Origin of the sequence: Streptomyces sp. NPDC053750 (genome assembly GCF_044544295.1) — a bacterium.
Taxonomy (GTDB): domain Bacteria; phylum Actinomycetota; class Actinomycetes; order Streptomycetales; family Streptomycetaceae; genus Streptomyces.
In genome coordinates this window covers 393,870-415,502 of record NZ_JBITXB010000003.1, presented here as the reverse complement: position 1 = coordinate 415,502, position 21,633 = coordinate 393,870, and the positions used below count along the sequence as shown (strand labels likewise).

Below are 21,633 nucleotides of genomic sequence, written 5' to 3'. Positions count from 1 at the left end.
CCACGCCGCCTCATCCTGAACCGCACGGGCCGCCGCCCCGTAACCGCGGGCATCGCGTCCCGCAGCCGCGGGCAATCGTGCCGCCAGGGGCGGCACGGGTGGGCGGTGGGGGTCCCCCCGCTCGAGCGAAGCCGAGAGTGGGGGAGGCACCCCGCAGCGCCGGGCCGCGCACCCCACCCCCGGCCCACCCCGGCACCGGGCGACCGCCCCGCACCGGCCCGGCGCACGTCCGTACGCCGACCGCCCCCACCCGAACAGGCCCTACCATGGACCACCGTGTCGCCCTCCTCCCCCGCCTCCGGTTCCGCCGCCTCCGGTCCCACCCCGATAGCCGGGACGGCCCCCGCCCTGCTGTCCCTGTGCGCCCGCGAGCCGCACGTCCCCGCGGACCGCCTGGTCGCCGAGATGGTGCCGCCGCCCCGCTTCGACTCGGTCCGCTTCAGCACGTACATCCCGGACCCGGACCAGCCCTCCCAGATCGAGGCCGTACGGGTCCTGGAGAACTTCGCGACCGGACTCGGCGGCGAGGCCCCGGGCACCGGCACCGCCAAGCGCGGCTTCTTCGGCCTGGGCCGGAGCAAGACCCCGAAGCCCCCGGCCGGCCCCCGCGGCGTCTACCTCGACGGCGGCTACGGCGTCGGCAAGACCCACCTGCTGGCCTCCCTGTGGCACGCCACCCCCGCCGAGCCCTCCCGCAAGGCGTTCGGCACCTTCGTGGAGCTGACCAACCTCGTCGGCGCCCTCGGCTTCCAGCAGACCGTGCAGACCCTGTCCGGGCACCGCCTCCTGTGCATCGACGAGTTCGAGCTCGACGACCCCGGCGACACCGTCCTCGTCTCCAGCCTGCTCGCCCGGCTCGTCGAGGCGGGCGTGGCGCTCGCCGCCACCTCCAACACACTGCCCGGCAAGCTCGGCGAGGGCCGCTTCGCGGCGGCCGACTTCCTGCGCGAGATCCAGGGCCTGTCGGCACACTTCCGCGCCCTGCGCATCGACGGCGAGGACTACCGCCACCGGGGTCTGCCCGAGGCACCGGCGCCGTACTCCGACGCGGCGGTGACGCGGGCCGCTCAGGCCACCGAGGGCGCCTCCCTGGACGACTTCCCCGCGCTCCTCGACCACCTCGCCCGCGTCCACCCGAGCCGCTACGGCGCCCTGACCGACGGCGTCACGGCCGTGTGCCTCACCGGGGTGCGCCCGGTGCCGGACCAGTCGACGGCACTGCGGCTCGTGGTCCTCGCGGACCGGCTCTACGACCGCGAGGTGCCCGTCCTGGCCTCGGGGCTGCCCTTCGACCGGCTCTTCAGCGAGGAGATGCTGAAGGGCGGGTACCGCAAGAAGTACTTCCGGGCGATCTCCCGGCTCACCGCGCTGGCCCGGGACGCGGCACGCCTGGTCGACGGGGACTGACCAGCGACCCGATCAGGCCAAGCCACCCTCGATTTTCAGGCTCTCTACGACTCGTAACTCCCAGTTAACCCTGCAAACGACCTTGCGGGGTTAACGTGCTTCTTGACCAAGCATTGACCAAGCTTTGGTGCGGACCTGAAGTACGCCAGAGGCGTGAATCACCTGGAGGGGGCGCATGTTGGGAGCCGCGGCGGCCCGGACCGTGGTGTCGTCCCTCGTCACCGTGCTGCTCGCCCTTCAGTTCTTCACGCCCTCCACATCCTTCGCATCCGCGCATACGAGCCGTGATGCCATGGCCAAGGCCTACACCGGAGTCGACCCCTCCGCCACGGCCCCACGCGGCGAAACCGTCACCTGTCACGACGCCGGCGAGCCCGGGAACCCGAACGGCTCCCTGCGCGTCCGCGACCGGCACCGCACCGCCTCCTGCGCGCCCGAGACCCCGGAGCGCGCACTCGCGCGGCGGCACGCCGAGGCCCCGCCCGAACGGGCCACGCCCGGCAGCCCGCACCGGGACCCGTCGAGATCGTCGACGGCCCACTCCCCGGCGGCACTCCAGGTCTTCCGCTGCTGAGTTCGCAGCACAGCCCCCCACCCTGTCCTGCACATCCGACGCGCCCCCCACGGTGCGCCAGGAGGAATAACAACATCATGCAACCCCTCATCGACAACGCCCGCACGTTCGGACAGCGCCCTGAGGAGTTCGCCGGGCTCGCCGAAGGCCAGTCGCCCGAAGTCCTGTTCATCACGTGCTCCGACTCGAGGGTCGTACCTGCCCTGATCACGGGAGCCCGGCCCGGCCAGCTCTTCGAGCTGCGCACCGCGGGCAACATCGTCCCGCCCTACGGAGCCGAGCGCCCCACCGGCGAGGCGGCCACCATCGAGTACGCCGTGGAAGTGCTCGGCGTCACCGACATCGTGGTCTGCGGCCACTCGCACTGCGGCGCCGTCGGCGCGCTGGTGCGCGGCGACGACCTGACCGCCGTACCTGCCGTGCGCGAGTGGCTGGCGCACGCCGCCGACGAGCCGAAGCCGTGCGATCCCGCCGACCCCACGGTCGCCGAGGCCGTACAGCACCACGTTCTCTCGCAGTTGCTGCGGCTGCGCTCGTACCCCTGTGTCGAAAGGCGGCTGACGGAGGGCCGGCTGCGGATGCACGGCTGGTACTACGAGGTCCACACGGGGGCCGTGCGCGAACACCGCGTGGACACCGACACGTTCGAGACGCTGTGAGCGCCGGCGTGAACGCGATATCCGAGAAGAACCGGTCCGACGCCCCACGGAAGTTCCCCCATCTGCGGCAGGACTTCACCGCGTCGCTCGTCGTGTTCCTGGTCGCCCTCCCCCTGTGCGTGGGCGTCGCCGTCGCCTCCGGTGTCCCGGCCGAACTCGGGCTGGTCACCGGCATCGTGGGCGGCATCGTCACCGGTCTCCTGCCGGGCAGCAGCCTTCAGGTGTCCGGGCCGGCCGCCGGTCTGACGGTGCTGGTCTTCGGCGCGGTCGACGCGTACGGGCTGCCCGTGCTCGGCGTGATCGTGCTGGCCGCCGGTCTGCTCCAGCTCGCGATGGGCGCCCTGCGGCTGGGGCGCTGGTTCCGGGCGATCTCCCTGTCGGTGGTCGAGGGCATGCTGGCCGGCATCGGCCTCGTGCTCATCGCCGGCCAGCTGTACTCGGCGGCAGGGTTGGAGGCGCCCGCCTCCGGCCTCGACAAGCTCATCGGGCTGCCCGGGGCCGTCGCCGACGCGGTGGGCAGCACCCAGGCGCTGACCTCGCTCGCCCTCGGCGCGGGCACCATCGCGGTGATGGTGCTGTGGAAGCGGCTGCCGAAGCAGGCGCAGACCGTACCGGGCGCGCTGGCCGCCGTCGTCCTGGCCACGGCGGTCACGGCGGCGTTCGGCCTGTCGGTGGCGACCGTCGAGGTGAACGGGCTGCTGGACTCCGTCCAGCCGCCCGGCGCCGACGCCTTCGGCGAGCTGGCGACCGTGGGCGTCCTCGGCACGATCGTCGCCTTCACCCTGATCGCGTCGGCGGAGAGCCTGTTCAGCGCGGCCGCGGTGGACCGGCTGCACAACGGCCCGCGCACCGAGTACAACAAGGAGCTGATGGCGCAGGGCGCGGGCAACACCGTGTGCGGGCTGCTCGGCGCGCTGCCGATGACCGCGGTCATCGTGCGCAGCTCCGCCAACGTCGGTGCCGGCGCGCGGACCAAGGCGTCCCGGGTCATGCACGGCGTGTGGCTGCTGCTGTTCGCCGCACTGCTGCCGTCCGCGCTGGCCCTCATCCCGCTGCCCGCGCTGGCCGGCATCCTGGTCCACGCCGGCTGGAAGCTGATCCCGTTCCGCGGCATCGTGTCGCTGTGGCGGGGACACCGGGGCGAGGCGCTGATCCTGGTCGTCACGGCCGTGTCGATCGTCGCGGTGAACATGTTCGAGGGCGTGCTGATCGGTCTGGCCCTGTCGGTGGCCAAGACCGCCTGGGAGGCCTCGCACCTCAAGCTGGAGGTCGTCGACAAGGGCGCCGGTCCCATTCAGGCGCACCTGTCGGGCAACGCGACCTTCCTGCGGCTGCCGAAGATCCTGGAGAGCCTGGAGGCGCTGCCGCAGGACCGCCCGGTCGAGCTGGACCTGTCCGGGCTCCACCACCTGGACCACGCCTGCCGTACGGCGCTGGAGAACTGGGCCGAACGGCACAGTGCGAGCGGCACGGACCCGGTGAAGGTCACGGAACCGGCGACCGCGGCGGCGTAGCGCGACAGTGAGGCGCCCGGTCCGGGGCATGGCCCGGACCGGGCGTCTGGCCTATCGTGACAGAAAGGGATGTAACGGGCCTCTGGTCGAGGAGGTCGTCATGCTCGAGGAGCTGCTGACCGCGGCGGCCGCCGTCGGAAGCGCCGGGGCGCTGTACGTCGTCTCGGCGGCGCGGATCGTCAAGCAGTACGAGCGGGGGGTCGTCTTCCGGCTCGGGCGGCTCGCGGGGCAGGTGCGCGAGCCCGGGTTCACCATGATCGTCCCGTTCGTGGACCGGCTGCACAAGGTGAACATGCAGATCGTCACCATGCCGGTGCCCGCCCAGGAGGGCATCACCCGCGACAACGTCACCGTGCGCGTGGACGCGGTCGTGTACTTCAAGGTGGTCGACGCGGCCAACGCGCTCGTGCGGGTCGAGGACTACCGGTTCGCCGTCTCGCAGATGGCCCAGACCTCGCTGCGTTCGATCATCGGCAAGAGCGACCTGGACGACCTGCTGTCCGACCGGGAGAAGCTCAACCAGGGCCTGGAGCTGATGATCGACAGCCCGGCGGTCGGCTGGGGCGTGCAGATCGACCGGGTGGAGATCAAGGACGTCTCCCTGCCGGACACGATGAAGCGCTCGATGGCCCGGCAGGCCGAGGCCGACCGGGAACGCCGGGCCCGGGTCATCAACGCCGACGCCGAGCTGCAGGCCTCGAAGGTGCTCGCGGAGGCGGCGCGAGAGATGTCCGAGACACCCGCGGCCCTGCAACTGCGCCTGCTGCAGACGGTCGTCGCGGTGGCCGCCGAGAAGAACTCGACCCTGGTGCTGCCGTTCCCGGTCGAGCTGCTGCGGTTCCTGGAGAAGGCCCAGGAGCGATCCGGCGACTACCAGGGGCGGCCCGTCGAGCGCCTGGAGCGGCCCGTCGATCATCAGGAGCGGGCGGTCGATCAGTGACACGTGCTACGCGCGTGGTTCCCGGGACTCGTGCCAGGTGATAGACACAGCGGGTCACAATCCTGTCCGCCAGCAGGAAGGTCACCGCATGTCCCTGTCCAGTCGCGACACGACCCGACGTCAGGTACTCGCCCGCACCGGCGCCCTCGGCGCCGGCATCGCCTTCACCGGCGCCCTCTCCGAACTCTTCGCCGGCACCGCCGCCGCGCAGCCCCTGGGCCACTCCGGCTACGGCCCCCTGGTCCCCGACCCCGACGGTCTGCTCGACCTGCCCAAGGGCTTCCGCTACCGGGTCCTGTCCCGTGAGGGCGACCAACTGCGCTCCGGCGAGGGTCCGGTCCCCTCCAACCACGACGGCATGTCGGCCTTCCCGGGCAGACACGGCCGGGTCCACCTGGTGCGCAACCACGAGAACCGCGCCACCGGCAGGGTCCCCGTCCCCACCGTCGAGGGCCTGACGTACGACCCGGAGGGCAAGGGCGGCTGTACGGCCCTGACGCTGGACTCCCGCAACCACGTCCGCGACGAACGGGTCGCGATCGCCGGCACGGCGGTGAACTGCGCGGGCGGGCCCACCCCCTGGCACACCTGGCTGACCTGCGAGGAGACCGAGGACAGGGCCGGGACCAACGGCTACACCAAGGACCACGGCTTCATCTTCGAGGTCGACCCGGTCGACCCGCACCGCACCGGCGCGGTGCCGCTGACCGCGATGGGCCGCTTCCAGCACGAGGCGATCGCCGTGGACCCGCGGCGGGGCGTCGTGTACGAGACCGAGGACGCCTTCGAGCGGCCGTTCGGCCTCTTCTACCGGTTCCTGCCCGAGAAGCCGCTGGGCGGCAGGGGCTCGCTGCGGGCCGGCGGCCGGCTCCAGGCGATGCGCGTGCCCGGCGTGCCCGACCTGTCCTCGATCCAGGAGACGGGCGCCACCTTCGACGGCGTCGAGTGGGTGGACGTGCCCGACCCGCTGGCCGTCGACACACCCATCCGGCACCAGGACTTCGGCCGGGGCGGCATCACCCACGCACAGAAGCTGGAGGGCTGCTACTGGGGCGGGCGGAGCGTGTACTTCGTGTCGTCCTTCGCCCGCAGCGCCGAGGGCTCGGCCGGCGACCACTACGGGCAGATCTGGCGCTACGACCCCGAGCGGCGCCGGCTCACCCTGGTGATCGTCTTCGGCCCGGACACCGACGTACAGCTCCCCGGCGAGTCCCCCGACAACATCTGCCTGGCCCCCAGCGGCGGCCTCATGGTCTGCGAGGACGGCAACGGCGCCCAGCACGTCTACGGCGTGACCCGGCGCGGCGAGGTCTACGCCGTGGCCCGCGGCGCCCAGAACATCGGCACGGAGGAGGAGCCCGAGTGGGGTGAGTTCGCCGGGGTCACCTTCTCCCCCGACGGCGACACGATGTACGTCAACTGCTACACGCCCGGCACGACCTTCGCGGTCACCGGCCCCTGGCGCAGGTAGCGTCCGGGGCGCGCCGCCCGGTCACTGAAGCCGTGGCGATGGGGTACTCGGGGCCGCATGACGGAGAAAGCGCAGGTCAACGGCTCGTACTGGCTTCAGACAGCACCGGGCGGTGCGCCACGCCCCGCCCTCGCGGAGGACCTCGACGTCGACGTCGCCGTGATCGGCGCCGGCATCGCCGGGCTGAGCGCGGCCTGGGAACTGGCGCGGGCCGGGCGCAGTGTGGCGGTGCTGGAGGCCGGGCGGGTGGCGGCCGGTGTCACCGGGTACACCAGCGCCAAGCTGACCGCCCTGCACACCCTGGTCTACGACAAGCTGCGCCGCACCCGCGGGCCCGAGGGCGCCCGTCTGTACGCCCGTTCGCAGTCCGAGGCGATCGAGCACGCCGCCGGCATCGTGGCGGAGCTGGGCATCGACTGCGACTGGGAGACGCGCAGCGCGTACACGTACGTCTGTGACGCGGGCCGCGTGGACGAGCTGCGGGCCGAGGCGGCCGCCGCGAAGGAGGCGGGACTCCCGGCGTCGTTCGTGACCGAGACGGGGCTGCCGTTCCCGGTCGCGGGCGCGGTCCGGGTGACGGGTCAGGCCCAGTTCCACCCGCGCAAGTACCTGCTGGCCCTCGCCGAGGACCTGGAGGCGCACGGTGGGCGGATCTTCGAGGACACCACCGTCCACGGCCTGGAGGAGGGCGAGCCGTGCCGCGTGTCGGCCGGCACGGGAGCGACGGTGACCGCCCGGGACGTCGTGGTCGCCACGCACTACCCGATCTTCGACCGGGCCCTGCTCTTCGCCCGGCTCTCCCCGCGCCGGGAGCTGGTGGTGGCGGGCCCCGTCGACGCCGGGCGCGATGTCGACGGCATGTACATCACCCCGGAGGAGAACACCCGCTCGGTCCGTACGGCACCCCTGGACGACGGGGGCGACGCGGGGCGCCGGCTGCTCATCGTCACCGGGGAGCACTTCACGCCCGGCACGGGCGACACCCGGGAGCGGTTCGACCGTCTGTCCGCCTGGGCCGGCGAGCACTTCCCCGGCGTCGGCCTCACCCACGCCTGGGCCACGCAGGACATCGACCCCACCGACACCGTGCCTATGGTGGGCCCGCTGCACCCGGGCGCGCACCACACGTACGTCGCGACCGGCTTCGGCGGCTGGGGGCTGAGCGGCGGCATGATGGCGGGGCGGCTGCTCACCGCGCAGATCACCGGCGAGGAGTGCGCGTGGAGCGAGCTGTACGACCCGCGCCGGCTGCGCACCGCGGTGCGCGAGGCGCCCACGTTCCTCAAGACGCAGGCCGAGGTCGCCCGTCACTTCGTCGGCGACCGGCTCAGGCCTTCGCCCCCGGTGGACGCCCTCCCGCCGGGCGAGGGCGCGGTCGTGCGGGTGGGCGGCGACCGGCTCGCGGTCTACCGGGACGAGGCCGGCGCGCTGCACGCCGTCTCGCCGCGCTGCACCCACCTCGGCTGCCTGGTGGGCTTCAACGCGGCGGAGCGCGCCTGGGAGTGCCCCTGCCACGGCTCGCGCTTCGACACGGACGGCAAGGTGCTCGAGGGCCCGGCGACCAAGCCGCTGGAGCAGCGGGACATCTGACGGGACGGGGGTCTGCGCCGGGCGGGTGACCGCTCAGGCACGTCACGCCCCATAGTCATACAAACAGAACATCACACTCATACGTTCGTACGGTGACCACTCTCGTACGACGCGCAACCGCCCTCAGCGTCCTGGGCGCCGCCCTCGCGGCCTGTGGAACCACCGGGGCCCCGCAGGCCCCCCGTCCGGCGCCCTCGGCCGCCTCCGCCGAACCCTCCCCGTCCCCGACCCGGCCGGCCCGGCCTCCCGTGCTCGCCCCCGGCCCCGCAGGCCTCACCCCCGTCTTCGAGCACGGTCCGCGAACCGACGGCAAGACGGTCGCCCTCACCTTCGACGCCGACATGACCGCCGACCAGGGGCCACGGGCGGCGGCCGGCGAACGGTTCGACAACCCCCGGCTGATCGCGACCCTGCGGAAGCTGAAGGTGCCGGCCACGGTGTTCATGACGGGGCGGTGGGCCGAGGAGTACCCGGACGCCGCCCGGTCCCTCGGCAAGGACCCGCAGTTCGAGATCGCCAACCACTCCTACAGCCACTACGCCTACACCGACGACTGCTACGGCCTGCCGACCGTGTCCCGGGAGCGGATGCGCGCGGACGTGGAGGGGGCGTACGCGGCGTTCGAGAAGGCGGGCGTGCCCGACCCGATGCCGTACTTCCGTTTCCCCGGCGGCTGTTACGACAAGGCTGCCCTCAAGGAGCTGACCCCCGCCGGCGTCACCGCCGTGCAGTGGGACGTGGTCGGCGGCGACGCGTTCGCGACGGACGCCGACGCGGTGGCCCGGCAGGTGCTGGACGGGGTGCGGCCGGGGTCGGTGGTCGTCCTGCACTGCACCCGCAGCGCGGCTCCGGTGACCGAGGAGGCGGTGCGGACGATCGTGCCCGAGCTGCGGCGGCGGGGCTACCGCCCGGTGAAGGTGTCGGAGCTGATCGCCGCCGCGAACAGCCGCCGCTGACGGGCCTACGCTGGAGAGATGAGCACCGACGACCCCGGTCCGGACGACTACTGTCTGATCGACGCGACCCGGCCGCCCAAGGCCGACGGCCCGCCGTACGCCGAGTGCGTGCTGTGCCGGGAACCCACGGAGTACCCCGAGTCGTACAAGGGGATCACCTTCTGCCCCGTCTGCGAGTGGCAGGAGGCCCAGCGCACCGCCTGCTCGGGCTGAGCGCACGCCGCGCGCCGGGAGCCCCGCGCGGCTTGGCAGACTGGTGGGCGTGAGCAACGATCCGACGACGCCCGTCCCCGACAGTCCCTTCCGCGCCGAGCCCGCCGACCGCGACCTCGCCCCGCAGTTCGTGCTGCCCCTGGTCGTCCGCATCGAGCGCGCGGCGCCGCCGCCCCGTACGGACGCGCTGGAGACGGCGGCCCGGGCGGTGCTGGTGATGCTCGGCGACGAACGGTCCACCGGTGACGGCGCGTGGGCGCAGGCCGTGCGGGACTGGCAGGACGCGCGCATCCGCAAGGTCGTGCGGCGGGCCCGCGGTGCCGAGTGGCGGCGGGCCGAGGCACTGCCCGGCATCACGGTCACCGGCAAGACGGCCGAGGTGCGGGTCTTCCCGCCGGTCCCGCTGGACGGCTGGCCCAAGGACCTGGCCCGCCTCCAGGTCTCCGGCACCGACCTCGACGACCCGGAACCCCCGGTCGACGCCGACCCCTCGGCGCCCGTCCTCTGGATGAACCCCGGCCTCGGCATGTCGGCGGGCAAGGCGATGGCCCAGGCGGGGCACGGCGCCCAGCTCGCCTGGTGGGAGCTGGACGACGCGGAGCGGGCCGCCTGGCGTGACGCGGGCTACCCGCTGGCGGTGCGCACCCCGACCGCCGCCGACTGGGCCGGCCTCACGACGAGCGGCCTGCCGGTGGTCCGCGACGCCGGGTTCACGGAGATCGCACCGGGCTCGTGCACGGTGGTGGCGGACCATCCGGCACTGCGGTGAGGCCGGGGGCCTCGAAGGCCCCGGCTGCCGAACAGTTCCGCCACGCGTCCCGCCGTGTCCCGTGACATCGTGGTGTCATGATCATCGACGTTCGCCCGGCCTCGGTCTTCGAGGACGTCCGGGCCGTGCTCGGTCCCAAGTCACCGAACGCCAACGTCTGCTGGTGCCTGAGCTACCGCATCCCGTCCAGGCTCAACAACGAGCTGCGCGGACCGGCCCGTGGCGCCTACGTCGCCGAGCTGTGCCGTACGGAGCCGCCTCCGTGTGTGCTCGCCTATGACGGTGCAGAACCGGTCGGCTGGGCCGCGGTGGCTCCGCGCTCGGACACCTCGTTCGCCCGCAACCGCAAGATCCCGCACGTGGACGACCTGCCGGTCTGGTCGCTGTGGTGCGTGCGGGTACGGCCGGGTCACCGCAAGCAGGGCATCTCGCACGCGCTCATCGCCGGTGCGGTCGACTTCGCCCGCTCGCACGGTGCTCCGGCGGTCGAGGCGTATCCGCTGGACAACGGGGACGCCCGGGTCGACCCGACCATGGCGTACGCCGGGATCCGGAGGAACTTCGAGCGCGCCGGGTTCGTCCACGCCGCCGACACGACCTCGGTGCTGGCCGGTCACCCCCGCGTGCTGATGCGGCTGGACCTGCGCTGACGTCAGGCGTCCTCGCGAACCTCAGATCCTGCTCTGAACATGCCCCCTGCGGGGTTCGGGCCGGACCGCCCGGGCCATAACCCCGTCGAACCGACGGGGAGGGACGGTCATGGAGCGACTGGGAACCGGTATCGGATGGCGTCCGGAGATCGCGGACGTCGTGGAGCGGATGCCCGGCATCGACTGGGTCGAGGCCGTCTCCGAGAACCTCTGCCCCGGCCACCTGCCCGACTCGCTGCTGCGGCTGAGCGAGCGCGGCGTGACCGTCGTGCCGCACGGCGTCTCGCTCGGCCTCGGCGGTGCCGAGCGGCCCGACCCGGGGCGGCTGGCGGCGCTGGCCGAGCGGGCGGAGGTGCTGGGGTCGCCGTTGGTGACCGAGCACATCGCGTTCGTCCGGGCGGGCGGCGCGCTGACCGCCTCGCCGCTCCTGGAGGCCGGACACCTCCTGCCGGTGCCGCGCACCCGCGACGCCCTCGACGTGCTGTGCGAGAACGTGCGCATCGCACAGGACGCGCTGCCCGTGCCGCTGGCCGTGGAGAACATCGCCGCGCTGATCTCCTGGCCCGGCGAGGAGATGACGGAGGGACAGTTCCTCTACGAGCTGGCCGACCGGACGGGCGTGCGGCTGCTGATCGACGTGGCGAATCTGCACACCAACCATGTCAACCGCGGTGAGGACCCGGCCGAGGCGCTCGGCGAACTGCCCCTGGAGGCCATCGCGTACGTCCATGTCGCGGGCGGCTTCGCCCGCGACGGGGTCTGGCACGACAGCCACGCCCACCCCGTTCCCCAGCCGGTGCTCGACATCCTGACCGACCTCGCCTCACGCGTCGCACCGCCGGGCGTGCTGCTGGAGCGCGACGAGAACTTCCCCGCCGCCGAGGAGTTGGAGGGCGAGGTGGCAGCGATCCGCGTCGCCGTGGAGAAGGGGCGGGCGGCGGGTGGGGTGCCCGCCGGGCGGCAGACGACGCCCTCGCGGCGGGCCGCCCGCGAGGGGTCCGGCGCCGGTGACGCCGTACGTCAGCGGCTCGCCGTCGCCCAGGCGGCGCTGCTGTCCGCGCTGGTCGCCGGGACGCCCGTGCCCGAGGGGTTCGACCGGGTGCGGCTGGGGGTGCAGGCGCGGGCGCTGGCCGGGAAGCGGGCGGACGTGGTCGCGAAGGTCGCGCCCGAGTTGCCGGTGATCCTCGGCGCGGGATACCGGCCCGCCTTCCTCGCCTACACCCAGGGACATCCGATGACCGGCGGCTACCGGCGCGACGCGCTGGACTTCGCCGGGCAGTTGCTGCGGGACGGGGTGCCGCAGGACCCCGGCGCGCGGCGGGAGTTGCGGGAGTGGTGGCTGGAACGGTCGGGTCCGGTGCCGCGGTCACGGCGGCCCGGGGTCCGGCTGGCCCGGGCGGCCCGGCGGGTACTGCCGCGCCGCCGAACCGATCGCGACCGGCACCGAACGGAACGTCACACACCTACAACACTGCGTCCCGACATGTGAAAAGGGCATGGCGCCGGAGAAACCCTTTGGCATAGAAGTACGGCATGTTCTGGGTCCTTCTCCTCCTGCCGGCCTGGGCCGTCGCCGGCCTGGCGTGTCTGCGGCTGTGTCTGGCCGCCGTGCGCGCGGCGGCCGTCGACACCGGCGCCGTCGGCCGTGAGCACGCGCTGACGTTGTACGAAGCGGCGTTCCTGTCCGGCGGTCCGCGGCGGGTCGCCGACCTGACGCTGGTCTCCATGGCACGCCAGCGCCGGCTGCTGCTCGCGCACACCGGCTGGGCGACCGTCGTCGATCCGCGTGGGCGGGACGAGATGGAGCGGTCGGTCATAGGGGCGATAGGACCCGGCGGGCAGTCCCGGATAGCGCCGGTACGGGCCGCCGCGGCCACCGCCGACGCGGTGCGGGCCCTGGCCGACCGGCTGGTCGGCGCGGGCCTCGCCGTGCCGGACGACGCGCGCAGCGTCGCGGCCGGGGTCCGGCGGGTGCGGGTCGCGGCGGTGACCGTGTGCGCGCTGGGCGCCGCCGCCCTGGCGCTGCCCCTTCCCATGGACCAGCCGCGCCTGCTGATCGCCCTGTGGTTCGCGCTGCCGCTCACCCTGACGCTGGGGTGCCTGGCCATCGCGCGGATGGAGGCCCACCCGTACTCACGGTGGGCCTCCCCGGCCGGGCAGCGGCTGATCGGTTCCCTCGTCCGGCACGCCGACGGCACGGCGGACGACCGCACCTACCTCACCTCGGTCGCCCTGCGGGGCATCCACGCGGTCGGCGAACCGGACCTGCGGGCGGCCTTCGCGCACCGGGAGGAGTACGCCGAGGAGCACGGCGAGCGCCGGCCCTGATGCTGCGTCCTCCGGGGGACGCCCCCGGGCCCCCGGCCGACCCGACAACCCGCCCGACGATCAGGCGAGCCCGGCCACCAGCTCGCCGATGTCCTTCCGGCGCCCGGTGTAGAAGGGGATCTCCTCGCGCACGTGCATACGGGCCTCGGAGCCGCGCAGGTGGCGCATGAGGTCGACGATGCGGTACAGCTCGTCGGCCTCGAAGGCGAGGACCCACTCGTAGTCGCCGAGCGAGAAGGAGGCGACCGTGTTGGCGCGCACGTCCGGGTAGCCGCGGGCCATCTTGCCGTGGTCGGCGAGCATGCGGCGGCGGTCCTCGTCGGGCAGCAGGTACCAGTCGTAGGAGCGCACGAACGGGTAGACGCTGATGTAGTTCCGCGGCGTCTCGTCGGCGAGGAAGGCCGGGATGTGCGAGCGGTTGAACTCGGCGGGGCGGTGCAGCGCCATGTTCGACCAGACCGGCTCCAGGGCGCGGCCCAGCCTGGTGCGGCGGAAGAGGTTGTACGCCTCCTGGAGCTGGTCGGCGGTCTCGGCGTGCCACCAGATCATGAGGTCGGCGTCGGCGCGCAGACCGGAGACGTCGTAGGTGCCGCGGACGGTCACGTCCTTGGCGGCGAGCTGGTCGAACAGCTCCTGGACCTCGTCGGCGTAGCCCGCGCGGTCGTCGGGGAGCACGTCCTTGAGCTTGAAGACGGACCAGAGGGTGTAGCGGATGACCTCGTTGAGGTCCTTGGCCAGCTTGCCCTTGTTGGGGATCCGGTCGGCAGCGGGGGTGGAGGCGTCGTCACTCATGCCCCTATTCTCCCGCTCCGCCGTGCAGGCTCTGCACCGGGTGTGCGGTGAGCTCCTCCACACCGCCCGGGTCGCCGTGGAGCTGGTCCACGGCCGCGTACGCGCTCGCGATGCTCGCCGGGATGCCGACGCCGTCGTAGGCCGCGCCGCACACCGCGAGGCCCGGGAGCTTCGCGACGTGTTCGCGGACGCGGGCCACGCGCGCGTGGTGGCCGACGGGGTACTGGGGCAGGCCGTCCTGCCAGCGGGTGACGCGGGTGGCGACGGGCTCGGCGGCCAGGCCGGTGGCCGCCTCCAGGTCGTGCCGGGAGACGGCGACGAGGCCTGCGTCGTCGCGGCCGAGGATCTCCGTCTCGCCGTACCGCCCCACCGAGGTGCGCAGGACGACGAGGTCCGGGTCGTCGCCGTCGATCCAGCCCCACTTGCGGGAGGCGAAGGTGGACGCCTTGATGGTGCGCCCGTCGACCGGCGGCACCAGGAAGCCGCTGCCCTCGGGGAGCACGGCCGCGTCCGAGCGGCGGTAGGCGAGGGTGATCAGGGCCATCGAGGCGTACTCCACCGCGGACAGCTCGGCCGCGGCGGCGGGAGCCTCGGCGCGCAGCAGCTCGGCGGCGGGGCGGGCGGGGACGGCGACGACGACCGCGTCCGCGTGCAGCACCCGGTCGCCGGTGACGATCCGCCAGCCGTCCGGTGCGGTGCGGCGCAGCTCCGTGACGGGCGCGCGGGTGACGATCTCGCCGCCGCGGGCGCGCACCGACTCCGCGACCGCGAGCGGGAGGGTGCCGATGCCGCCCTCGATGCCCATGAAGACGGGGCCGCTCGGCGGGGAGGTGGCCGTCCGGCCCTGGAGGGCGCGGACCGCCTCGGTGAGGGAGGTGTGGGTGCGGGCGGCCTCGAAGAGCTGGGGCACGGCCGAGCGCAGGGAGATGCGGTACGCGTCGCCCGCGTAGACGCCGCCCAGCAGGGGTTCGACAAGGCGGTCGACGACCTCGCGGCCGAGGCGCGCGGCGACGTACTCCCCCACCGCCACGTCGTCGCCGACCTCGGTGCGGGGCAGCTCGGCGTCGCGCTCGATGCGGGCGAGCCCCTCGTCGGACAGGACGCCGACCAGGGCGGCGGCGGTGCCGGGGACGCCCATGACGTGGCCCTTGGGCATGGGGCGCAGGGCGCCGCGGGTCCACAGGGAGGCCGTCGCGGTGGACGGTGGCTGGAGGCGGTCGGCGAGGCCCACCTCGCGGGCCAGGCCGACGGCCTCGGGGCGGCGGGCCAGCATCGACTCGGCGCCGAGGTCGACGCGTACGCCGGCGATCTCGCCGGGCAGCAGCTTGCCGCCGACGCGGTCGGACGCCTCCAGCACGGTCACCCGGGCGCCGCGCGCCAGCAGGCGGTGGGCCGCGGCCAGGCCGGCGATGCCGGCTCCGATGACGACGACATGTCCCGTGTCCGCGGGACACTCGCCCGCGGGGGTCTCGCTTGCGCACATGCCCCCAGCGTCTCAGACGCCACCGACAGCGGGGCTCCCAGGCCCGGTAGCCGCACGAGTTCGGACCGTGACCTCTTCGGAACCGTTTCGCGTCGACTTCCGCGCCGCTCCACGCGTCGTAGGAACGACAGTCGTCACCCACCTCGGGGGTCCATATGCGCACACCACGTTCCGTACGACCCGTTCCGGCCCTGGCCGCCGTGCTGCTGGCCGCGGCCCTCGCCCTCACCGGCTGCAGCGGGGCGGGCGGCGGGTCCGACTCGGCGGGCAGTGCCAAGGGGGCCGCGTCCCAGGCGGACTCGGGGGCGAAGGGCCGGGCCGACGAAGGGTCCGGTGCCGCGGGCGGCGAGGCGGGCGGCGCCGGGGCGTCCGCTCCGCCGAAGCTCGCCCCGGCCCACATCATCCGCACCGTCTCCCTGTCCGTGCAGGTCAAGGACACCTCGAAGGCCCTCGACGCGGCCCGCACCGCGACCGAGAACGCCGGCGGCTACGTCGGCGACGAGAACACCACCCGCGACTCGAGGGGTCACGAGCGCACCGAGGTCGTCCTGCGCGTGCCCGTCGAGCGCTACGACGACGTGCTCGGGGAGTTGGAGGGCGCCGGGACGCTGCTGCGACGCAACGCGAAGGCCGAGGACGTCACCGACCAGGTCGTGGACGTGGAGAGCCGCGTCAAGTCGCAGCGCGCCAGCGTGGCCCGCGTCCGGGAGCTGATGGACCGGGCGACGAAGCTGAGCGACGTGGTGGCGCTGGAGGGCGAGCTGAGCACCCGTCAGGCCGAGCTGGAGGCGCTGCTCGCCCAGCAGGCGGCCCTGAAGGACCGCACGAGCCTGGCCACCATCACGCTCTCGCTGTCCGAGACGCCGGAGCCGGCGAAGCGGGCGGAGAAGAAGGACGACGACCCGGGGTTCACGGACGCGCTGGCCGGCGGCTGGGACGCCTTCGTGACGATGCTGCGCTGGGTGGCGGTGGTGCTCGGCGCGGTGCTGCCGTTCGCCGTGGTGGCGGCGGTGCTCCTGCTGCTGTGGCTGCGGGTCGTGCGGCCGCGGCTGCCGCGCCGCCCGGTGCCGGTGCCCACGATGCCCCCGTCCGCCGCGTCCGCCGCGTCGTCGCCGCTGCCGACGGCCCGGCCCGCACCCGAGGCGGCACGCCCCGAGGAGCCCGGCGAGCGGGACTGAGCAGGACTGAAATGCCGCGTCCCCGTAGCGTGTTCGCATGAGCATGAGCACTGTGGGTACGCGTGAGCGGCTGGTCGTGATCGGCGGTGACGCCGCGGGGATGTCCGCGGCGTCCCAGGCACGCCGGCTGAGGGGCCCGGACGAGCTGGAGATCGTGGCGTTCGAACGCGGCCACTTCAGCTCGTTCTCGGCCTGCGGCATCCCGTACTGGGTCGGCGGCGACGTGTCCGAACGGGACCGGTTGATCGCCCGTACGCCGCAGGAGCACCGCGCGCGCGACATCGACCTGCGGATGCGCACGGAGGTCACGGAGATCGACGTCGCCGGCGGGCGGGTACGCGCGCGTGACGTCGATTCCGGGGCCGAGTCCTGGACGTCGTACGACAAACTCGTGATCGCCACCGGCGCCCGCCCGATCCGTCCGGAGCTGCCGGGCGTCGACGCGCCCGGCGTGCACGGGGTGCAGACGCTGGACGACGGGCAGGCGCTGCTCGACACGCTGGCACGCACGCGTGGCCGGCGCGCGGTGGTCGTCGGCGCCGGGTACATCGGCGTGGAGATGGCCGAGGCGCTCATCAAACGGGGCTACGAGGTGACCGTGGTCAACCGCGGCCGGGAGCCGATGTCCACGCTCGACCCCGACATGGGCCGCATGGTGCACGAGGCCATGGAGGGCCTCGGCATCACCATGGTGAACGGCGCCGAGGTCACCAAGGTGCTCACCGGGGACGACGGGCGGGTCCGCGCGGTGGCCACCGAGGACGCCGAGTACCCGGCGGACGTGGTGGTGCTCGGCATCGGCGTACGCCCCGGGACCGCGCTGGCCGAGGCCGCCGGTCTGCCGCTCGGCGTGCACGGCGGGCTGCTGACCGACCTGGCCATGCGGGTGCGCGGGCACGAGAACGTCTGGGCGGGCGGCGACTGCGTGGAGGTGCTCGACCTGGTCTCCGGGCAGGAGCGGCACATCCCGCTCGGCACCCACGCCAACAAGCAGGGGCAGGTCATCGGCACCAACGCGGGCGGCGGTTACGCCACCTTCCCGGGCGTGGTCGGCACGGCGGTCAGCAAGGTCTGCGACCTGGAGATCGCACGGACCGGGCTGCGGGAGAAGGACGCGCTGCGGGCGGGACTGCAATTCGTGACGGCCACCATCGAGTCCACCAGCCGCGCCGGGTACTACCCGAACGCCTCCCCCATGACGGTGAAGATGCTCGCGGAGCGGCGCACCGGACGGCTGCTCGGCGTCCAGATCGTCGGCCGTGAGGGCGCGGGCAAGCGCGTCGACATCGCCGCGGTGGCCCTCACGGCCGGGATGACGGTGGAGCAGATGACCGCCCTGGACCTGGGCTACGCACCGCCCTTCTCCCCGGTGTGGGACCCCGTGCTGGTGGCCGCCCGCAAGGCGGCGCGGGCCGTGGAGCAGGGGCGGACCTGACGGCCCCGGAACTGCACGGCCCCGGAGCCGCACGGCCCCGGAGCCGCTCGGCCTCGGAGCTGCACGGCCTCGGGGACTACGCGGTCCCGTTGATCCGGTCGATGGCCTGCCGCGCCTGTTCGGCCGGGGGCCGCGAGGGCAGGGACGACACCGAGGCCGCGGCGGCCATGGGCGCCGGGGCGGTCCCCGCCGGCTGCGCGGTCACCGCGGGCGGCTGCTCACCGGCCGGCTTGGCGTGCGCGGCGCCCCGGGTGGAGCGCAGCCGGTGGCTCACCGCCTCGTCCAGTGTCACGGGCCGCTGCATCCGCGCGGCCAGCCGCCCGGCCTCCTGCCCGAGCCGGGCGACGTCCTCCCAGGGCAGGCGCAGCACGAGCGCGACCTCGGCCTCGCCGTCGGGCAGGGCGTGCATCGCCGGCGCCGGTGTGACCCGTTCGTTCATCGCCTGATCCTCACGTCGTCCCCGCGCCCCGCCTTCCCCGGGTCGCGGGCGGTTGAGAGGACATACGCGCCCACGGACCGGAGCGTTCAATCCCCGTCCATGAGCGGCCGGCACGCGCCGGAGCGGCGACAGGGGACCCACCCCCTGTCGCCCACCGGTCACGTGAACTGCTGGCCGGCCGAGCCGTCGCAGTTCTGGATCCGCAGCGGCTCGCTCGCTCCGGCCAGGGTGAGGCAGAGCCCTCGCGCGGCCGTCGGCCTGATCGTGGCCCCGTCCCGGACGAACTTCTGGTGCGTTCCGCCGTGGCAGTTCCACAGGACCAGGCCCGTGCCGGCCGGGTACCGGGCGTCGGGGACGTCCAGACACCGGTCCTGGGTCAGCTCCGTGTGGATGCTTCCCCGTGCCGGGTCGTACCACCAGCCCTGGTTGCGGCCGCCGTGGCACTCCCAGCCGCGCACGCGGGTGCCGTTGGCGCTGCCGGCCGCGTCGGCGTCCAGACAGGTGCCGGTCGCCCGGTTCTTCAGCGGCCGGTAGGCCGTGTCCCAGGCGTACGGGAAGAGGACCGGCTTCCCGGAGGAGTCGACGTCCGCGCAACTCGCCTCGCGGGCGCCCGAGTCGTACAGCTGGGTGAGGCAGGAGGCGAAGGCGGCATGGCCGCGCGCGTTGGGGTGGAAGGACTGACGCAGCGAGTTCTCGTCGGGCAGGCCGGGCTTGGAGAGGTCGATGTAGGCGCCCCGGGCCCAGGTGTCCTCCATGCAGACCTCGTGGCCGTGGAAGAGCCGGGAGTTGTCGAGGTAGACGGCGCCGGTGGCGGCCGCCGCCCTGCGCATGCCGCGCTCGAAGGCGGGGACGGCGGTGTTGCGGCCCCAGACGGTGTCGGAGTCGTAGCCGAGGCCGCCGCAGGCGAGCTTGCCGGAGAAGTCAGGGTTGTCGCGGAAGTCGGGGCCGATGGGGCTGGGGTAGCCCATGACGACGAGTTCGTAGTCGCCGTCGGCGTAACCCGCGTCCCGCATCACGCTCTTGAGGTCGCGCACGGTCTGCTCGACCTTGGGTACGAGTGCGTCGACGCGGCCCTGCCAGCCGGGGGCGTACTTGGGTTCGCAGGGGCCCTGGCTGAGCAGGTAGCGCGTGACGCAGTCGGTCATGACGGGGCCGAACTGGAGGTCGTCGTTGGCGCCGGCGACCAGCACCACCATCTTGATGCGGGTGTTGCGCGCCTTGATGGCGAGACTTTCGCTCTGCACGAGTTCGTCGGCGTACTGCTGGGAGCCGCCGATGCGGATGTTGCCGGTGTACGCGCCGGAGCAGGAGACGTTGAAGGTGAGGTCGGCGGGGATGCCGGTGCGGTGGATGGCGGCGTCCGGCGAGCGGTGGCACCAGTTGTCGGGGCCGTTGGTGCCGGGTTCGTAGGTGCCGACGCCCTCGCCGGAGATCTCGCTGTCGCCGAGGGAGATCAGGCTGGACTTGCGGTCGTCGAGGGGTCGTTCCGCAGGGCTTCCGTAGAGCTCGGTGGCCTCGGCCGCGCGGACGGCCTCCAGTTCCGGGGAGAGCGGTACGGAGGAGACGGACGCGGCGGCGCCGGGCCCGGCGGCCTGCGCGGGGGCGGCGGCGGTCATGGTTCCGCACGCCACCGCCACCGCGGCGGCGGCCGCCGTCAGCCAGTGGTGTCTGTGCCGTGTGCCCTTCACTGCACCTCCTGGTGGTGGGGTTACCAGAGGTTGTACTGGCCGGTAGGCATCGTGGGAACACATGAAACAAGACAACTGCTCACCTTTTGCGGATCCATCGTTCCGAGCGGGGTGTGACGGCTGTGACCGATGCGCCAGGTGTGGGTGTGACGGGTGTGACGACCACGGTGACGTGCGCGCCCGGCCGCGCCCACACCCGCGCGGTCGCCGCCCGGTCCCCGGGCAGCACGGGCGTGGCCGTCCGGGCGGCTCCGCTCAGCGCGATGCGCCAGCCGCCCGCCCCGGGCGGCACGGAGATCTCGGTGACACCCCTTCCGGCCCGGTACGTCAGCCGGAAGGCGCCGGTGCCCGGCTCGTACGCCTCGGCGGTGACCCGCCCGGCGACCGCCGGCGCGTACGGGGCCGCGGTCTGCTCCTTGTTGGTGCGGAAGCGTCCCTCGGCGTCCACGGCGCAGTACCCGCCGCCGTAGCACCAGACGTAGCCCGCCCAGCCGGAGCTGTAGCGGTTCAGGGACGTCAGCGCGTCACGGTAGAAACGCCCCATGTTCGGGAGGGAGTTGTTGAGCGGTCCCCACTCCCCCACCACGACGGGGACGCGGTACCGCCGCGGGTAGGCGGTCACGGCGGACTCGTACGCCTCGATCCAGCCGGCCGACGGGTCGTAGTCGGCGCCCGCCTCCATCGCCGTGTTGTAGAAGTGCGGAGCGTAGACGGCCTTGCGGTCGTGGATCCGGCCCAGCCCGGTGGGGACGCCCTCCCCCACGATCGGGGTCGGTTCGAAGAAGATCCAGGAGTCGTCGTCGACGGAACGGACGGCGTCGGCGAGGCGGTTGTACATCGGGGTGAGCTGGTCGCGCTCGATGCGGCGGGCGGCCGTCGGCAGGTCCTCGCCCTCGGCGATCTCCCCCATGGGCTCGTTGATCAGGTCGTAGCCGAGGACGGCCGGATGGTCCCCGACGCGTTCGGCGAGCACCCGCCACATGTCCGCCTGGGCACGCCTGAGGTCCGGGTCCTCGTAGAGGTGGGTGAACGCCCGCTGGACGGCCGGTTCGAAGTACTCGGAGAACCAGTCGTCGGGGTGCGGGGTGAAGGGCAGCCCGTCGGTTCTCGTCGCCCACTCGGGGATGCCGCGGTGCCCGAACGCGGGCCCGAAGACGTCCTGGTGGGCGTCGATCAGGACCTGGACGCGGTGCTTGTGCGCCCAGTCGAGGACCCGTTCGATCTTGCGGAGGTACGCCTTGCTGTACCGGCCCCGCTCGGGTTCGAGGTCGTCCCAGAAGACCAGCAGCCGCGCGAAGTTGAAGCCCTGGGCACGCAGGTCACGGAAGTGACGTTCGGTGATCGCGGACAGGGCGGCCTCGCCGCGGTGGGCCTTGTCCTCGACGTTCCAGCCGCGCAGGGTGAGGACGCGGCCCCGGTCGTCCGTGAGCCGGGGTATGCCGAGGCCGGGAGACGGGTCCCGGTCCCCGGCGGCGATCCTCGCGTGAGCGGTTCCGGTGGACAGCAGGACGGTGCACACGAGCGCGGCGAACAGACGGCGGTACATG

At 73.5% G+C, this 21,633-nt stretch carries 20 protein-coding genes; 15 read left to right on the top strand and 5 right to left on the bottom strand.

Annotated elements, in window-relative coordinates; translation table 11 throughout:
• Window positions 1-276 precede the first annotated feature (276 nt).
• The 13 genes from zapE (at window position 277) to ACIGO6_RS11165 (ending at window position 13,071) form a co-directional block, all read left to right on the top strand.
• Window positions 277-1,407 carry a cell division protein ZapE gene (gene zapE, locus ACIGO6_RS11225; protein ID WP_399874392.1) on the top strand — a complete coding sequence of 377 codons (1,131 nt, stop codon included), beginning with the start codon at window positions 277-279 and terminating at the stop codon, window positions 1,405-1,407.
• A gap of 175 nt (window positions 1,408-1,582) precedes the next feature.
• On the top strand, window positions 1,583-1,981 hold the full coding sequence (locus ACIGO6_RS11220; RefSeq protein ID WP_399874391.1) for a hypothetical protein: 399 nt from the start codon (window positions 1,583-1,585) through the stop codon (window positions 1,979-1,981).
• Between the two features lie 77 nt (window positions 1,982-2,058).
• A complete protein-coding gene (locus tag ACIGO6_RS11215) occupies window positions 2,059-2,640 on the top strand; it encodes a carbonic anhydrase (protein WP_399874389.1) in 582 nt (193 codons plus the stop codon).
• 8 nt (window positions 2,641-2,648) lie between these two features.
• The gene (locus ACIGO6_RS11210) at window positions 2,649-4,154 is read left to right on the top strand and encodes a SulP family inorganic anion transporter (protein ID WP_399874388.1); all 1,506 of its coding nucleotides are present in this window, start codon (window positions 2,649-2,651) and stop codon (window positions 4,152-4,154) included.
• Window positions 4,155-4,254: 100 nt separating this feature from the next.
• Window positions 4,255-5,094: a slipin family protein gene (locus ACIGO6_RS11205; protein ID WP_399874386.1), complete on the top strand. Its 840-nt coding sequence runs from the start codon at window positions 4,255-4,257 to the stop codon at window positions 5,092-5,094.
• Window positions 5,095-5,182: 88 nt separating this feature from the next.
• Complete coding sequence (locus tag ACIGO6_RS11200; protein ID WP_399874384.1) at window positions 5,183-6,565, top strand: PhoX family protein; 1,383 nt, start codon at window positions 5,183-5,185, stop codon at window positions 6,563-6,565.
• A gap of 57 nt (window positions 6,566-6,622) precedes the next feature.
• Window positions 6,623-8,155: an FAD-dependent oxidoreductase gene (locus ACIGO6_RS11195; RefSeq protein WP_399874383.1), complete on the top strand. Its 1,533-nt coding sequence runs from the start codon at window positions 6,623-6,625 to the stop codon at window positions 8,153-8,155.
• Between the two features lie 92 nt (window positions 8,156-8,247).
• Complete coding sequence (locus tag ACIGO6_RS11190) at window positions 8,248-9,111, top strand: polysaccharide deacetylase family protein (RefSeq protein WP_399874381.1); 864 nt, start codon at window positions 8,248-8,250, stop codon at window positions 9,109-9,111.
• Between the two features lie 18 nt (window positions 9,112-9,129).
• Window positions 9,130-9,324 (top strand): hypothetical protein, encoded by a 195-nt coding sequence (locus ACIGO6_RS11185; protein WP_399874380.1) that lies wholly within the window; start codon window positions 9,130-9,132, stop codon window positions 9,322-9,324.
• A gap of 49 nt (window positions 9,325-9,373) precedes the next feature.
• Complete coding sequence (locus ACIGO6_RS11180; protein ID WP_399874378.1) at window positions 9,374-10,093, top strand: peptidyl-tRNA hydrolase; 720 nt, start codon at window positions 9,374-9,376, stop codon at window positions 10,091-10,093.
• A gap of 77 nt (window positions 10,094-10,170) precedes the next feature.
• Window positions 10,171-10,743 carry a GNAT family N-acetyltransferase gene (locus ACIGO6_RS11175; RefSeq protein ID WP_399874376.1) on the top strand — a complete coding sequence of 191 codons (573 nt, stop codon included), beginning with the start codon at window positions 10,171-10,173 and terminating at the stop codon, window positions 10,741-10,743.
• A 109-nt stretch (window positions 10,744-10,852) separates the two neighbouring features.
• On the top strand, window positions 10,853-12,232 hold the full coding sequence (locus ACIGO6_RS11170; protein WP_399874374.1) for a DUF692 domain-containing protein: 1,380 nt from the start codon (window positions 10,853-10,855) through the stop codon (window positions 12,230-12,232).
• A 44-nt stretch (window positions 12,233-12,276) separates the two neighbouring features.
• Window positions 12,277-13,071 carry a TIGR04222 domain-containing membrane protein gene (locus tag ACIGO6_RS11165; RefSeq protein WP_399874372.1) on the top strand — a complete coding sequence of 265 codons (795 nt, stop codon included), beginning with the start codon at window positions 12,277-12,279 and terminating at the stop codon, window positions 13,069-13,071.
• Between the two features lie 60 nt (window positions 13,072-13,131).
• Here ACIGO6_RS11165 and hemQ read toward each other — a convergent pair whose 3' ends face one another.
• The gene (gene hemQ, locus ACIGO6_RS11160; protein WP_399874371.1) at window positions 13,132-13,863 is read right to left on the bottom strand and encodes a hydrogen peroxide-dependent heme synthase; all 732 of its coding nucleotides are present in this window, start codon (window positions 13,861-13,863) and stop codon (window positions 13,132-13,134) included.
• 4 nt (window positions 13,864-13,867) lie between these two features.
• Entirely contained in the window at window positions 13,868-15,346 is a 1,479-nt protein-coding gene (hemG, locus tag ACIGO6_RS11155; protein ID WP_399874369.1) for a protoporphyrinogen oxidase, read from the bottom strand.
• 155 nt (window positions 15,347-15,501) lie between these two features.
• Between hemG and ACIGO6_RS11150 the strand changes: the two genes are divergently transcribed.
• Window positions 15,502-16,524 (top strand): DUF4349 domain-containing protein, encoded by a 1,023-nt coding sequence (locus ACIGO6_RS11150; protein ID WP_399874367.1) that lies wholly within the window; start codon window positions 15,502-15,504, stop codon window positions 16,522-16,524.
• A 37-nt stretch (window positions 16,525-16,561) separates the two neighbouring features.
• A complete protein-coding gene (locus tag ACIGO6_RS11145; RefSeq protein WP_399874365.1) occupies window positions 16,562-17,959 on the top strand; it encodes an FAD-dependent oxidoreductase in 1,398 nt (465 codons plus the stop codon).
• 76 nt (window positions 17,960-18,035) lie between these two features.
• On the opposite strand, the gene ACIGO6_RS11140 is transcribed toward ACIGO6_RS11145, so the two are convergent.
• The 3 genes from ACIGO6_RS11140 to ACIGO6_RS11130 form a co-directional block, all read right to left on the bottom strand.
• On the bottom strand, window positions 18,036-18,398 hold the full coding sequence (locus ACIGO6_RS11140; RefSeq protein WP_399874363.1) for a hypothetical protein: 363 nt from the start codon (window positions 18,396-18,398) through the stop codon (window positions 18,036-18,038).
• Window positions 18,399-18,556: 158 nt separating this feature from the next.
• The gene (locus tag ACIGO6_RS11135) at window positions 18,557-20,086 is read right to left on the bottom strand and encodes a ricin-type beta-trefoil lectin domain protein (protein ID WP_399874361.1); all 1,530 of its coding nucleotides are present in this window, start codon (window positions 20,084-20,086) and stop codon (window positions 18,557-18,559) included.
• Between the two features lie 79 nt (window positions 20,087-20,165).
• On the bottom strand, window positions 20,166-21,632 hold the full coding sequence (locus tag ACIGO6_RS11130; RefSeq protein WP_399874360.1) for a cellulase family glycosylhydrolase: 1,467 nt from the start codon (window positions 21,630-21,632) through the stop codon (window positions 20,166-20,168).
• Window position 21,633: the final 1 nt, after the last annotated feature.